The organism is Paenibacillus sp. FSL P4-0176 (genome assembly GCF_037975265.1).
Taxonomy (GTDB): domain Bacteria; phylum Bacillota; class Bacilli; order Paenibacillales; family Paenibacillaceae; genus Paenibacillus; species Paenibacillus amylolyticus.
This window is the reverse complement of sequence record NZ_CP150242.1, coordinates 3,661,962-3,677,135: the sequence shown is the minus strand read 5'-3', so window position 1 is coordinate 3,677,135 and position 15,174 is coordinate 3,661,962. Positions and strand designations below refer to the sequence as shown.

The following is a 15,174-nucleotide window of genomic DNA, read 5'->3' as shown; positions in this document are numbered from 1 at the left end:
TTTATGACTTCACAAAGACCGTTTTGATGGCCGTGAAAAACTCGATAGCCGCTTGCCCCTGTTCTCTGGAGTGTGAACTTGACATCTTCATTCCGCCAAACGGAGCCTGCAGCTCTACGCCGGCTGTTTCTGCATTAATTCTGACCAGTCCTGCATCCATGTCCCGGATGAAAGACAACATGGCTCCGACGTTCTGTGTATAGATGGAAGCACTCAAGCCATAATCGCTATCATTAGCCGCTTCGATGGCTTCCTCCAGGGAATCTACCGCAATCAAGGCCAGAACCGGGCCAAAGATTTCTTCCCGGGCGATGGACATATGGGATTCGACCCCTTCAAATACGGTCGGCTGCACATAGAATCCCTCTTCCAGTCCCGGACCGTCCCCTCTTTTTCCACCAGTGAGCAGAACGGCACCTTCATCTTGGCCTTTTTGAATATAACTCAGCACGGTATTGAGCTGTCCTTCGCTTGCACATGGACCCATCCAGCTTCCAGAAGACATGCCGTCACCCAGCCGAATTTCCTGGATTTGCGAGAGCAGCTTTTCTTTGAAGGCATCGTATACTTTTCGTTCAATAATGACCTTGCTGGTGGCCGTACATTTTTGCCCGGTCGATTTCAACCCACCGCTGATCGTGGCTTCCACAGCCAAATCCAGGTCGGCGTCAGCCGCGATAATAATCGGGTTTTTCCCACCCATTTCAAGTTGATACTTGGCCCCACGTGCCAGTGCTGCGCCGCCGACCCGTTTGCCCACTTCATTGGAACCTGTGAACGTTATTCCGCCCACATCCGGATGCTCAGCAAGTGCAGACCCGATCACTGAGCCTCTGCCGCATACCAGATTAAGAACGCCTGCCGGAATGCCCGCCTCTTCAAAACACTCCATTACTTTAGCCGCAGTGACCGCAGTTTCCTGAGCAGGCTTCAACACAACCGTATTGCCGTAAATCAAGGCCGGAGCCGTTTTCCAAATCGGAATGGCTACTGGGAAATTCCAAGGAGCAATAACCCCTACAACGCCAAGGGGTACGCGGGTCGTAAACATCAGCGCTTCGCTGTCCGTTGATGGAATGACATCACCGGTTTTTCGCATGCCTTCTCCGGCGTAATACCTTAAGATCGCGACACCGCGCAGTGTCTCTCCTCTGGCTTCAGGGAGTGTTTTGCCCATTTCCCTGGTCATCGCCTCTGCAACTTCATCGGCCCGGCGTTCCAGCACATTGGCTGCCTGAAATAGATAGTTTCCGCGTTCCGCGCCCGATAACCTCCGCCAATCTTTTGCTGCTTCCTTCGCGGCTGCAACAGCCCGGTTCAGATCCTCTACGCCTGAGGTGGGTACGTAGCCAACTACCTCCTTCCGATTCGCCGGGTTGATGCTCGGTTCGGTTTCACCGGACGTCGCCTTCACCCATTCTCCGTTAATGTAATTGCTGTATGTCTGCTCTACCTGAAATGTGGTCATCGCATTCATCCTCCTTGTACATTAGTTTGAAATGACTGGATTAATAAGTGTCCCGATATCGCTAATGGATATTTCAATGCGGTCCCCGGGTGCAAGTGTAAAATCATTGGGTGGCACAATGCTAGTTCCTGTCAATAACACCGTACCGTCAAAAAGATCGTTATCTCTGGCCAGAAAAGAGACCAGTTCATCGAGTTTTCGGTTTAACTCACTTGTGCTTGCTTCGCTTTTGACAACTACTTCACCTTCGCGATATATCTCGCAGACGATGTTGAACGCATATGGATTTTGCACCGTTTCCGCTAGACGAATGGCTGGCCCTATCGAGCAGGAATTGCGCCACATTTTTGCTTGCGGTAGATACAGCGGATTCTCCCCTTCAATATCGCGGCAGCTCATGTCATTACCAACGATGTATCCCACAATGCTGCCATCCGCGGCAAGCACCAACCCCAGCTCAGGCTCCGGGATCTGCCAATTGGAATCGCTGCGAAGTGTGACAGCCTCATTGGGCCCGATGGTGCGGGCTGCTGTAGATTTAAAAAAGATCTCCGGCCTTTCGGCATCATAAACTTTATCGTAAAAGGTCTTTGCATCCAGCTTGCCTTCCGTCGCTTCATAATTTCGCGCTTCCCGGCTGCGCTGATAAGTCACACCCGCCGCCCATACTTCCGGAGCTTCCAATGGAGTGATTAGATGTAAGGAAGTCCAATCGTCAGTTAACTTGTTTAACGGTTTAAAAGCGCTTTCAACAAGTTGAACTGGAGAAACCCCCTGCTTTCTTGCTTGATGGATCAAAGTCATAAAATCTGCTTGTGGCAAACGATACGCTTGTTCATCATCCGTAACGGCTGCCAGCCACTTCTGTTGTCCGTCCAGAAATCGAATAATTCTCATTCAGGCTTGCCTCCATTTTTCCCCATCGGGTTGATAATACTACCATAGCACCCGCTATGGTTCATGACGATGTTCTAATCACTCCGACGATTTACCCTTTTCACGCATTTTTTTCTGTTAAGATGAGGTTAGATCCATTAAACTAAAGATAATTTACGAGGACAATCCGATGACAGGATGTTGGTATATAGAATAGTACAAGGGGGTTGGTTTGCTGTGACCAAGCTTTCGGATGCTGTGTATTTAGGTCGTCTACCCGATGTTCGCATGTCTTTTCAATTATTGGGGCTGCATGCAAGAAAAGTAGATTCCAGCTGGACTTATCCGTCTCATGAACATTCAATGTATGAAGTGCACTGGATGATGGACGGGCAGATGAACATGGTTGTCAACGGGCAGTCTTATCGGCAGTCGGTTGGCGACCTTCTGTTCATCCGGCCTGGTATGACCCACTCTTGCACCGGAGCCGGACCGGAGGGGTTTACTTATTTTTCCGTGCATTTCAGCATACACGATACATCCTTTTGCAGAGAACTTAACCGTTGCAAAGACATCTATTATCCGGCAAATTCAAATTTGGCTCTGGGGCTTTCCCCTTCCCTGTCTACCTTGTATGGTCTTGCCACAGAGCATTTGTCTAGCTCGCTAACTTCCTCCAAACAAATGAAGGTACATGCCGCCGTGTTTGAACTGCTCGGTTCCCTGGTCGGTCAGTTATCTCAGCAAGCCTCCGTTACGTTGTCGAGAAAAGAAACCATTGCCCATCAGATTGCTGAGCACATTGAGGATTCGGTAAGATATATCCATCTTCACGGGGAAATTCAGGAGAGCGATCGAACCTGGATTCAGGACATTGCCAAGTCGCTGAGCATTAGCCCGTCACAGGTTAATCGTATTTTTCGGCAGGTATACGGCATCGCTCCACGCAAGTTTCTATCCGAAACCCTTCTGAACGAAGCGCAGCGGCTGTTAAAGCAAACCGACCTAAACATAGACCATATTGCAATGATGCTGGGGTATAAGACCAATGCGCATTTTAGTCGCCAATTCAAGCGGTGGACAGGCATCGCGCCAAGCGAATATCGCAGCCATTCGCAGCAGGCAGGAGAAGCCAACGTTGCGGATGACTAAAAGTTTAATCATAAAAAACCCAATTGTCTGAGCCGCATAGGCTGATCGGTCAACAAAACAGCTACTGGATGACCAGCAGCTGCTTTGTTTTGTCTGGATTGCTCAGATCATGTGTTTGAGGATTACGCTAAAATAAATGATGCAAGGCTTGCACTTCCAGAACCTCTGTACGTAAAATACAAAGCCTGTATACCATCCGGAATGGTCATCTCGACTGAATAGGGTTTCCAATGATTGGTGAAATGTACCGTGATTGTACCCAGGACAGGACCGTTCCATGCGGTTTTGACCTCAAATACCCCGTGACAATATCCCCGTACCTTGATCGAGACCTGGCGAATTCCTCGGCAATCAAAGTATTTAAAACCTGCCGTTGCGGATTCAACCATATTGGCGATATATCCGACTTCTTCATCACCGTCTCTACCATCCTGAGTGATCTTTGGAAAGCGGCTGTCCAGCCAGGCTCCTGCCCCGAAACCTCCAGTGTACTTCTGATCATCTTTGGTCAAAAGATTACATGCAAGATATGCGGGGTACTCGCCTTTTCCTTCAAGCGGTCTCCCACTTGGACCAGAGGAGGTCATTTCCACCTGAAGAATGCTGCCGTCCTCTGCAAAAGATATCTTCTCAATACAGCCCTGCCGGTTGAATGCGTCCCCATTGGTATGACGGTGATAGAAGACATACCAGTCTCCGTTGATCTCCACAATGCTGCCATGGTTATTGCCTCCATAATACATGGGTTTGTCAGTAGGTTTGTAGGAGTCGATATGGAGATCACAGTTGCTTACGATGACGCCCTGATATGTAAATCCTTTATTTGGAAATCGACTGGTGGCATAACATAATTCATGCATAACGATGGAGGAATACACCAGATAGTAGGTATCACCTCTCTTCCGAATGGAAGGCGCCTCAAAAAATTCATGGCCCTCATAACCGCTGCCCTCACTGTAAGGCTCGCTCGGTGCTACGAATATGGGTTCTTCTACAATCGTCAGCATATCCGGACCTAGCATCGTGGCCATCGCGCCATGTCTTGATTGGTCTCCGGCCGCACAGAAGCCGGTATACAGATAAGTGTGCTGTCCTTCAGTCATCACGCCGGGATCGAACTGGGGCTCGTCCCCTTCTCTTTCGCCCAGACGAGTGCCGTCGCCATATTGTACATAACCATAGAATTCATATTTGCCAGCAGGTGCATCACATACAGCCACCGAAACAACGGGTACCTTATCCAGCACATAATACAGATAATACCGCCCATCAGGACCCAGCGTAACATCTGGCGCATACAAGCACATATGGCCATTCGGATTCAACGGGTCATCTGTTTTTCGGTAGATCACCCCTTCATTTCTCCAATTCCCCAGGTCATTCACCGGTGCAGACCAGCATACATAATCGTTCAGACAGAAGGCATGTCCGTTAAAACGGTCATGTGAACCATACACATACACTCTTTCATTGAATACATAAGGCTCACTATCAGGTACGTACTCCCAGGATGGAAGATATGGGTTGAACCCCTGCTTGTTCATTCCAGCTACACTCCTCATATAATTGTAATAGTACATTCGTTCTATGAAATAAAGATAACTCTCGTATAATAGAAAATAGCTTAAGTAGTGTATGGGTTATTCTTTTCTACAACTTAAAGATAAAGGGGAAGAACCATGACATCTATTTTTTACGTTGAATGTGACGCGGTACATCAGAATCATTTTGTTTTTGATATCCCTGAAGGGCATGATGCCTGGTTATTAGTCATTACACAGACCCCTGCCCAGTTTTGGGTTGATGGACAACTTAAGGAATACCCGGCTCATTGTGCTGTACTTTTCAAACCGTATCAAAAAATATATTATCGGGCTTGTTCAGAGCGCTATATAAATGATTGGATTCGTTTTGAAAGTGATGAACCGTTTGTAACCGATACCTCCCTTCCGCCAGGCACACCTTTCCCACTGGATGATCCGGAATACTGTCATAAGCTGTTCCAATTGCTTGTTGCAGAGCATTCTTTTCAGAACGATTACCGGGAATCATCCATCAATTGCCTGCTGCGAACCTTGTTCAATAAATTGCTTGAGTCTTGTGTCCAAGAAGATATTAGTCCTCAGCACTATCCTCTGTTGAAGCTTCGAACGGCAATTCATAACCATCCCAGCCATCCTTGGACAATATCAGAAATGGCGAAGATCATAAACGTCAGCCCGGGGTACCTGCAGTTGATGTACAAGAAATCGTTTGGCCTCTCGTGTATGGAGGATGTTATTCATAGCAGAATACGTTTGGCCAAAGAATATCTCAGACATCATTTGTATACGGTTGCAGAGATTGCCGATCGATGCGGTTACCGTAATGTCGAGCATTTTTGCAGGCAGTTCAAACAAATGACCGGTTCCTCGCCTAAACAGTTTCATAAACGACGTGAAGGTGTCCCGGCTGACTTAACAGAGTTGGGATATAAATCTCACTTTTAAGGGGGATGTACTTAGATCAATGGAAAAATTCCCACTCTGTCCAATGGGCGTTTACATACTTTAGCCATTTAATCGGTATAAACGTCATCGAGGTTGTTAGCGTTCTCTGCTGTCATTTTAAGTTAAGGTTTTAGACTGTATGATGCAATGACATATTCTCAAGCATGATTGATCAATTATCATATTGTGATACGCAAAACACACGTGATTCTTGTTATAACTTTGTTATACGCCAAAAAGATCTCTTGAGCAGTGAATGCTGAAGAGATCCTCTTTTTATTTTACTCATAAGCAAGAATTACCCATCATTGAAATTACACTGGATCTGGAGTTCCAGTTCTGCTTCTCGATTTCTTAAATAGCAGTATGGCAAGAAGTAAAGCAATTCCTACAGCTCCAAACCCCAACCAATTTAAGTACAGGACAGATGTACGACTGATCACAATCCCACCTAATCCAGATCCCAGTGCAAAACCAAATTGGATAAATGACGTATTTACGCTAAGGGCAATGTCGGGATTACGAGGTGCCAGTGTAACCAGATATAGTTGCTGGGCCGGAGATATGCTCCACGTTGCTAACATAAAAATCATTAAAACCAAGATTAACATCATAAGATTAACTCCAGCTAGAGCAAACAAAAGAAGAGTTACGCCTTGTAACAGAAGGCCTAGACAAATTGTAAACTTTGATCCCTTTGCATCTGCCAATTGTCCGCCCACTTTTGATCCGACAAAGCTGCAAATTCCCGCGAGAAACAGAACACCGCTTATCTCGGTCATGGAAAGAGAAGACGTAGCTTGCAAGAAAGGCGTAATATACGTGAACAGTGTCGAATAGCCGCCGATATACAATAATGTAATAAGCAAGGCAGTCAGAATGAGTGGATTTTTTAAAATGGAGAGCTGCATTCTGAGGGTGATCTTTTCTTCCTCTTTGATTGCCGGAACCTTTTTGTAGATAATAAGTAATGGAAGAACACTTAACAATCCAATGAATATAAATAGAACTCTCCATCCAAACATTTCACTAAAAAATGTGCCCAATGGGACACCGAGCACTAGCGAACTGCTTAGCCCCATCAAAATGATGCCGATGGCATTGCCCCTTTTTTCTTTTTCAACCAGTCGTGTCGATACGGCCATCGCTACTACGGTAGCCACTCCTCCGCTAGCCCCTTGAATAATTCGCACCCATAGTAAAGTTTCATAAGAAAGGTCAACAAGCATAAGTCCGTTGCTGGCAATAAACACACTGAGGGCGGACAACAGTAACTTCTTGCGATCCATATTTATTGTAATTGCAATGAGAATCGGAGCGATAATGGCCGCTGCCAGAGCAAATACAGTCACCAGTAAACCCACTTCGGAAGTAGATACGCTCAAGTCTGAGGCGATCATTTCAATGACTCCTGTAATAATGTATTCAAGGGTTCCGATCAGAAAAACAGCCAATGCCAAGATATATATAATCCATTTATTTTTCACTTTAATCCACTCCGTCTTCTCTAGTTATCTATTTAGTATTGGAATTTGTATTTCTATAAACTGTACATCTTGTTCTTGAGATAAGGGTAAATATAATTCCCTACCAGCTCCGTTCTCCTTGATCTGATAGTTATTATTCTCAATCCATGTAGCTAGATGAACACAGGCTTTACAGGCAAAGGTGGCATTGGAACGATAAGCTATGGTGGCCATCATGGGCTCGGCAGGAAGAGTCCGCTGTTGAAATGGGTCGGGAGGTGATCGCAGCTCACAGGTTAAGAAGTAACCTATTTCAAACTCGAACTCTTCCTCTTGTCCTGCGATTTCTTTCCACAAAACAACCTGAGGTCCGTCGATCAGTTGGCGCATTTCTTTTGTTAATGATTGATCAAACTGATGAAATAAACTCGGGATATCCTCTTCCCTCCCGCACCCTGTCTGAAAAAGAAACTGCCGAGCACCCTCCTCTTTGATTCGAATTTCTTGTCCAGTTTCGACGTGCCCCTCTTCCTCTATAAGCTGCATGCGTTCCTCAATCCGGACGAGTTTGGCTTGTTCCGTATCGATAATCTGCTGAATTTCGCTTCTTTTTAGCTTAAACATGCCTTGAATATTCTCCAATGTAATATGCTCCTGTAACAGCTGTGTGATTTGTGGCAACGTGAACCCCAATTCTTTATAAATGAAGATTCGGTTGAGCTCGAGAAGCTGATCTGCGGAATAGTAACGGTAACCCGTATCGTGATCTACCTTTCTCGGCTTAAGTATGCCAATCTGGTCATAATAACGCAGTGTTTTTAATGAGACCCTACTTAGCTTGGAAAACGCACTGATTTTGAACAACATATCATCTCCAATCTTTTAACATAATGCGAGTATATAGTTTCCCGTACAGGGGAAAGTCAAGGGTATATATGCTTCTCATTTGCCTAGCTAAATCAACCACCGTCCTTGTCATCACTCTATGTTGCTGTTAAATGTAAGTCAAAGAACCGTTTCTGAATGAAACGTTCATTTTTTTTGAACAAAAAAATGCCACTCATCGTGGCATTCTCTCGGTACGCATTCAATTATCCTGCTCAGCATTATTAATTTTTTAAATAAACAGATTATGATTGGCTTGTGATGCTTGTCCAAGATAATAACCGACACCACCAATTTTAACTTGGTCTATTAATTCTTCGCGCTGAATTCCCATTAAATCCATGGACATTTGGCAGGCAACGATCTCTACTCCTTGTGCAATTGCGCTCTCTATCAATTCTTCCAACGAAGGCACATGATGTTTTTTCATCAAACCACGAATCATCTTCGGGCCTGCTCCTAGCATATTCATTTTGGACATACCAAGTTTCTGGCTACCGCGAGGTAACATACTATCAAACATACGGCCGATCATAGTTTTGGATAACTTCTGCGGCTGATGCTTGCGAATAATACTCAATCCCCAAAATGTGAAAAACAGGGTTACTTTCCGTCCACTGGCTGCTGCACCATTTGCAATAATGAGTGAAGCAATCGCTTTATCCAGATCCCCACTGAAGACAACCATCGTGCTGGCAGGATCGCTGATTGGAGAATCGGATACGGGTTGTGCTGTATTTTTAGCAATGACAGACTCAATCGTACCGCCTTTCAGTCTTTCCAACTGCAAGATTGTGGAACCCGACATCGTGGCCCATGCTTTGACATCTTCATAGAATCCTGGATCGGAAGCTTTCACGCGAAGGGTTTCTCCGTTCGAGAGTTGATCCATTTTCTGCTTAACCTGAATTAGCGGACCAGGACAACTTAATCCGCATACGTTCAACTCATGATCAATACGCTGCGGCTGTGTTGAGGGAGTGGGAATAGACTCCTTTTCCTTAACGTCCACCACAGGATCATGTTGATCTTGTTTTGCAGCAGTAAATGGAGCAGGCTTAAACTGGGCTTGACGGTATGTTTTATAACCACCACTCAAGTTTTTTACGCTAAAACCATGCTGACGCAAAATTTGCGAAGCAGTGTAACCACGTAAGCCAACTTGACAGTATAGCCAGATTTCTTTGGATGGGTCTAATTCATCTAACCGCTCACGAAGCTCATCAACTGGAATAGAGAGTGAACCCGGAATATGACCATTTTGATGCTCGATTTCACTGCGAACATCCAGAAGTATCGACTGCTCCTGCTGACGATCAGCCAGTTGATTATAGGTGAACGTCTGAACACGTCCGGTGATCATATTCTCTGCTGCATATCCAGCCATATTCACGGGATCTTTGGCAGAAGAATAAGGTGGCGCGTAACTCAGTTCAAGCTCTGTCAAATCCCGGACATGTCCTCCGAAATGGATGGCTACAGCAATGTCATCAATTCGTTTATCCACTCCATCATAACCGACTGCTTGTGCGCCTAAAATTTTGCCTTCAGGAGTAAACAGCAGTTTAAGAGTAATTGCACTTGAACCCGGATAATACGATGCATGAGAAGCAGGGTGTACAATAACGGTTTGATAGTCCATGCCGAGACGCTGTAGTGTTTTTTCATTACTGCCTGTCGTCGCTGCGGTCATTCCAAATACTTTGATAATGGACGTACCTTGTGTTCCTCTATAGGTAGAAGGAAGCCCTGCGATACGGTCGGCAACAATACGGCCTTGTTTGTTGGCAGGTCCGGCAAGTGGTATCGTTGCCTTCGTACCATGAATGGTTTCCGTTACTTCGATCGCATCCCCAACAGCATAGATATGTGGCACACTACTTTCCAAGGCTTCATTTACGATAATATGTCCACGTGCACCCAGCGAAACGCCACTATCTTTCAAAAAATAGGTGTCTGGTGTTACGCCTATCGCAAGAATAACCATGTCAGCTGTCAACACATGACCGTCTGCAAGTTCAACCCCTATGCCCTGCTCTAGAGAATGAAATCCCTGAACACGTTTGGAAAACAGCAGATTTACACCATGATTCTCCATTTCTTGTGCTAATGCGGCTGCTAACTCGGTATCATAGGGTGTGAGTACTTGTGCGTTCCCCTCAATCAGCGTTACATCCAGACCAGCTTCCTTTAAATTCTCAGCCATTTCCACACCTATAAATCCACCGCCTATGACAATCGAAGACTTGTTGTTAGACGAACTTACCTGGTCTTTGATCCGATCAATATCTGGAATACTTCGTACGGTATAAATTAGCGGATTGTCCTTACCCGGCAGATCGGGAATGATCGGTTTTGCACCTGGTGACAATATCAACTCATCATAGCTTTCTTCATATGCACCGCGCTCTTGGGACTGTATCTTAACCACTCGCTTCTGCGAATCAATAGCTACGACCTCACTTCCTGTACGGACATCGATACGAAAGCGATCTGCCATCCCTTTTGGCGTTTGCACCAGCAGACGCTCTCGATCATCGATTGAGCCACCTATATAATAAGGCAAACCACAATTGGCAAATGAAATGTAGGGCCCTTTCTCAAAGATAATAATTTCGGCATGTTCATCCAGACGGCGAAGACGTGCAGCTGCAGATGCACCTCCAGCTACACCGCCAACAATGAGTACTTTTTTGCTCATGATTCACAATCATCCTTTTCAAATAAAGTTTTGATAATCTGTTCAACCCGTTGATCGGCAAGCACATAGTTCACTTCAAGACCATTCCGCTCCGTAGCAACAATACCTGCACTACGAAGTTTCTGGAGGTGTTGTGAGACTGTTGATTGGGGAAGATCCAGACATTCCTGCATATAAGAAACATTACATTTTTTTTTCATCATCAGTCCCCGCACAATGCATAAACGAATGGGGTGAGACAAAGCTTTCAGCAGATTAGCTGGTTCATCGAACTGTTTAATGTTATTACTGTCAAAAGCGGGAGTGTTCAAAAGTATTCCTCCTAAATCGTTATATCGTAATAATACGATTTATTGATTCGTCTGTCAAATGTATTCTGGAATTAATGCGTTTAATAAGTCGCATACCCGCTCAACCCTACGGCTTTGCTTGTTCCAGGTGGATGATAAAAATGCCTGCCAAAACCGCTAAAAGCGACATTTGACAGGCATTCATGCTGTATCAAGCCTTCATTAAATAGCGATTCAATTGAATTGCTTATTTTAGAGTATAACAGGCTGAATCAGTCCGTCCTTACCAAAAAGAAGCGGGTCCATACATATTTCGCGGTGATACCCCTTTCCAGAGGAGAATCTGGACAGTGGTGTTACAAAACGGTGATAGGCAATCCGTAGTTGACCGGTTTCATTTTCATTAAAGATACAGTGATGACCTGTTCCCAGCATGCCCTTCTCGACATTTTTGCTCAAGATTGGGTATCGATAGGTAATTGGACCATATAACTGCTCTGCCGTACCATAATTTACATGATACTCTTCGCTACCTGTGTCATCACAGGACCATGTAAAGTGGTATAGTCCACCCTGCTTCAACACGGTTACCGCCTCACGAAAATCATGCAAGCCCGCCAGATTGCTCATTGTGTCCTCAACGACACTTATCATGTCTTCACCAAGCTCCACAATGGCACCATGTCCATTGCCAAATAGCAGATACGGTCTTCCATCATCTTCGACATAGATGGAGGGATCAATAGCTTGGCCCATAGTAATGCCCAGACGTTTCAACTGCTCCATTGTGATTAAAGGCTGTGACTCGGCCAGGAATGGACCAATCGGTGTATCTGCTACAGCAACGCCGATGGCACTCTCGCCGTTCAGCATTTTGCCGCAGAAATAAAAATAGAACTTTTCGTTACGGTTGGCTATTGCCGGTGCCCAGGCATTACCGGTTGCCCAAGCTACATCCTCTGTTCCCAGATCAAGGATAACACCTTCATCTTGCCAATGCTTCAGGTCTGAAGAAGAAAACACTTTGAACTGTGTCCCCGACCACCCCTCGAAGCCATCTGTTGTCGGATACATATAGTAACGATCCCCAAACTGTGCGACATCAGGATCGGCATATTGTCCGGGAAGCACCTGATGACCATCCCCAAAAGCCACGAGAAGCCGGCTGCACTCCTCAGCTGTGATTGGCAGGACACTTCCATGCCGCTTTTGAGTTGATCCCATATCGAATTTACCATCAGGGACGATTCGGAATTCTCCACTTCCCAGATCCGTAGTCAGCAGAGGAAGATAACCCTTGCCTTCAGCAAATCGATCAACAATCAGGCACCATTCCTCCCGGTCATTGAATTTAAAGATTTGAGGTCCCTCCACACCTGCCAAAGCCTCCAGTACCGGGGCTTGAAGCGTAACAAACGCCTCTTTGTCGAGAGAGTCTCCTTTTTCTACCCGTATGTTTTTGGTTGTTTCATCCTTGGAGTATCGATAATAAGAGCCATCCGCAGGAAGAATCGTTGTATCAATAATATGATTATCCCGTTCAATGTATCTTTCCGATGCCGAGAACGAACGAAAGTCTTTTGTACGAGCGCTGTATATTTTTTGTTTTCGTTCTTGCTCCTGTGGTTCCTGCGTCGCAGAAGCCCAGAATACAAGAAACTCATCTGTTATTTCATCATACACAGCTTCCGGTGCCCAGACACATCCAGCGCCCTCAACACCTAGTGTAACGTTCCATGGGGATGACCAGTTTACGAGATTGCTGGATTCCCATACGATTACGTCACGGCTCCCGGCATTAACCGCATGAGTCCATCCTTTACCGCTTGCGATGCGGAGATCCGTAGCAATCAGATAAAATTTATTATCGTTGACTGAACGAACCAGAAACGGGTCCCGTACCCCCTTTTCTCCAAGGTCGGAAAATAGCACAGGTGAGCCGCCATTAAGGTCCTTCCAGTGAAGACCATCCTCGCTATAGGAGAAATAAACCTGCTCTCCGTCTGGTTGTTCGCCAATAAAATGTACAAAGAGATACCCATCATAAGTTGGAGTTGTTTTGGTCAATGGTAAAGAGCCTCCTGAAAATGAAATTGATTGTATACTAACAGTAATATAAAAATGAAAGCGTTCTACTTATGTTGTATCATACTTCAAAAACAGCGGAATGAGTATATTTTTGTAATCTCGTATGTAGAAGATCATGTGTATCTTTTGCCGAAAACATATTCCTTAATTGGAATGTTTGACTTGCTCCTCATGCAAAGAAATTAAAGTTATCGCCGTATTTGTTTATTTTACCTCAGGTATACAAAGTTCTTGGTGTTCATTTACATATAAATGCTAATCTTCTTAATGATGAACAAATGAATATAGATTCATGCATTCATTTTGTTGTTGAGATATTACGAGGAGGAATCATTGTGAAATTATCCAAAAGAGTATTACCAGCGGTAGCGCTGACTCTGGCTGTATCGGCTTCTACTCTCTTGTCTGCAGGACAAGCAAGTGCGGTTCAAGCTGTAAGTGTGGAGAAAAAACAAATCAAGAACATCATCTTCCTCATTGGGGATGGCATGGGGACCTCTTATACTTCCGCCTACCGTTATATGAAAGATGATCCTTCGACGAAGGGCATGGATAAAACCGTATTCGACCCTTATCTGGTTGGAGCACAAATGACCTATCCGGATGATGATAAACAAAATGTGACGGATTCCGCTTCCGCAGCAACGGCCATGTCCGCGGGCGTGAAAACATACAATGCGGCCATTGCGGTTGACCCTGAGCAGAAGGAAGTCAAAACCGTACTTGAGCAGGCCAAAGAAAACGGGAAATCCACCGGACTCGTGGCTACATCGGAGATCACTCATGCCACACCAGCTGCATTTGGTGCCCATGATATCAGTCGAAAAAATATGGATGCAATTGCGGACGATTATTATGATGAGTTGATTAATGGCAAGCATAAGGTGGATGTACTTCTGGGTGGAGGGAAATCCAATTTTGTACGCGAGGGTCGTGACCTGACGAAGGAGTTCCAGAAGGCCGGATTCAGCTATGTGACGGATCGTTCCTCTCTCCTCGCTGATAAGAATCAACAAGTTCTTGGACTGTTTGCGGACGGAGGTCTGGACAAGTTGATTGATCGTACTGCTGCAACTCCATCATTGGCTGAGATGACCAATACAGCGATTGATCGCCTCAGTTCTAACGACAAAGGATTCTTTTTAATGGTCGAAGGCAGCCAGATCGACTGGGCAGGACATGATAATGATATCGTTGGTGCGATGAGTGAAATGGATGATTTCGCAGCAGCATTTCAGGCAGCTATTGATTTTGCCAAAAAAGACGGTGAAACACTTGTCGTAGCTACTGCCGACCACTCCACAGGTGGACTTACGCTTGGAAAAGACGGCGAGTACAACTTCTTCGTAGACCCGATCAAAGCTGCACTGCGTACACCTGACTTCATGGCAGCACAAATTGCAAAAGGTGCTTCGGTTGAAGAAACACTGAAAAGTTATCTGAAACTGGAGTTGAAACCTGAAGAGATTCAATCGGTGAAAGAAGCAGCCCAAACTGCGGATGTAACAAAGATTGATAATGCTATTGAAGCGATTATTGATAACCGTTCATTTACCGGCTGGACAACAGGTGGACATACAGGTGAAGATGTTCCGGTCTATGCCTACGGTCCGGCAAGTCATCGCTTCACCGGTTTGATCGACAACACAGATAATGCCAAAATCATATTCGATATTCTCAGCAAGCACCAATAATTCGACAATAATTCAATAGTTTAGGATCATCCCTTCTCTTCTTTCATCCGAAGAGAAGGGATTTT

11 protein-coding genes are annotated in these 15,174 nt (G+C 45.3%); 3 read left to right on the top strand and 8 right to left on the bottom strand.

Annotated elements, in window-relative coordinates:
• Nucleotide 1 precedes the first annotated feature (1 nt).
• Together gucD and MKY95_RS16585 are read right to left on the bottom strand one after the other, a co-directional pair.
• On the bottom strand, nt 2-1,468 hold the full coding sequence (gene gucD, locus MKY95_RS16590; protein WP_339193420.1) for an alpha-ketoglutaric semialdehyde dehydrogenase GucD: 1,467 nt from the start codon (nt 1,466-1,468) through the stop codon (nt 2-4).
• Nucleotides 1,469-1,489: 21 nt separating this feature from the next.
• Entirely contained in the window at nt 1,490-2,365 is an 876-nt protein-coding gene (locus tag MKY95_RS16585) for a fumarylacetoacetate hydrolase family protein (RefSeq protein ID WP_339193419.1), read from the bottom strand.
• Nucleotides 2,366-2,581: 216 nt separating this feature from the next.
• On the opposite strand from MKY95_RS16585, the gene MKY95_RS16580 reads away from it, so the two are divergent.
• The gene (locus MKY95_RS16580) at nt 2,582-3,496 is read left to right on the top strand and encodes an AraC family transcriptional regulator (protein ID WP_339187133.1); all 915 of its coding nucleotides are present in this window, start codon (nt 2,582-2,584) and stop codon (nt 3,494-3,496) included.
• Nucleotides 3,497-3,618: 122 nt separating this feature from the next.
• On the opposite strand, the gene MKY95_RS16575 is transcribed toward MKY95_RS16580, so the two are convergent.
• Entirely contained in the window at nt 3,619-5,040 is a 1,422-nt protein-coding gene (locus MKY95_RS16575; protein ID WP_339193418.1) for a family 43 glycosylhydrolase, read from the bottom strand.
• 135 nt (nt 5,041-5,175) lie between these two features.
• On the opposite strand from MKY95_RS16575, the gene MKY95_RS16570 reads away from it, so the two are divergent.
• The gene (locus MKY95_RS16570; protein ID WP_282321317.1) at nt 5,176-5,985 is read left to right on the top strand and encodes an AraC family transcriptional regulator; all 810 of its coding nucleotides are present in this window, start codon (nt 5,176-5,178) and stop codon (nt 5,983-5,985) included.
• Between the two features lie 314 nt (nt 5,986-6,299).
• On the opposite strand, the gene MKY95_RS16565 is transcribed toward MKY95_RS16570, so the two are convergent.
• From MKY95_RS16565 to MKY95_RS16545, 5 genes are all read right to left on the bottom strand, one after another.
• A complete protein-coding gene (locus MKY95_RS16565; protein WP_339193416.1) occupies nt 6,300-7,472 on the bottom strand; it encodes an MFS transporter in 1,173 nt (390 codons plus the stop codon).
• A gap of 24 nt (nt 7,473-7,496) precedes the next feature.
• Nucleotides 7,497-8,315 (bottom strand): helix-turn-helix domain-containing protein, encoded by an 819-nt coding sequence (locus MKY95_RS16560; protein ID WP_339199987.1) that lies wholly within the window; start codon nt 8,313-8,315, stop codon nt 7,497-7,499.
• Nucleotides 8,316-8,568: 253 nt separating this feature from the next.
• On the bottom strand, nt 8,569-11,037 hold the full coding sequence (locus MKY95_RS16555) for an FAD-dependent oxidoreductase (protein WP_339193415.1): 2,469 nt from the start codon (nt 11,035-11,037) through the stop codon (nt 8,569-8,571).
• Nucleotides 11,034-11,348 (bottom strand): metalloregulator ArsR/SmtB family transcription factor, encoded by a 315-nt coding sequence (locus MKY95_RS16550; RefSeq protein WP_036615511.1) that lies wholly within the window; start codon nt 11,346-11,348, stop codon nt 11,034-11,036. The genes MKY95_RS16555 and MKY95_RS16550 overlap by 4 nt, the downstream gene beginning before the upstream one ends.
• A gap of 231 nt (nt 11,349-11,579) precedes the next feature.
• A complete protein-coding gene (locus MKY95_RS16545) occupies nt 11,580-13,394 on the bottom strand; it encodes a family 43 glycosylhydrolase (protein ID WP_339193413.1) in 1,815 nt (604 codons plus the stop codon).
• Between the two features lie 299 nt (nt 13,395-13,693).
• Between MKY95_RS16545 and MKY95_RS16540 the strand changes: the two genes are divergently transcribed.
• A complete protein-coding gene (locus MKY95_RS16540; RefSeq protein ID WP_339193411.1) occupies nt 13,694-15,109 on the top strand; it encodes an alkaline phosphatase in 1,416 nt (471 codons plus the stop codon).
• Nucleotides 15,110-15,174: the final 65 nt, after the last annotated feature.

Bases quoted from the DNA above. Each gene is read 5' to 3' on its own strand.
- MKY95_RS16585 (WP_339193419.1), bottom strand. From the start codon at position 2,365: ATGAGAATTATTCGATTTCTGGACGGACAACAGAAGTGGCTGGCAGCC.
- MKY95_RS16575 (WP_339193418.1), bottom strand. From the start codon at position 5,040: ATGAACAAGCAGGGGTTCAACCCATATCTTCCATCCTGGGAGTACGTA.
- MKY95_RS16540 (WP_339193411.1), top strand. From the start codon at position 13,694: ATGAATATAGATTCATGCATTCATTTTGTTGTTGAGATATTACGAGGA.
- MKY95_RS16555 (WP_339193415.1), bottom strand. From the start codon at position 11,037: ATGAGCAAAAAAGTACTCATTGTTGGCGGTGTAGCTGGAGGTGCATCT.
- gucD (WP_339193420.1), bottom strand. From the start codon at position 1,468: ATGACCACATTTCAGGTAGAGCAGACATACAGCAATTACATTAACGGA.
- MKY95_RS16570 (WP_282321317.1), top strand. From the start codon at position 5,176: ATGACATCTATTTTTTACGTTGAATGTGACGCGGTACATCAGAATCAT.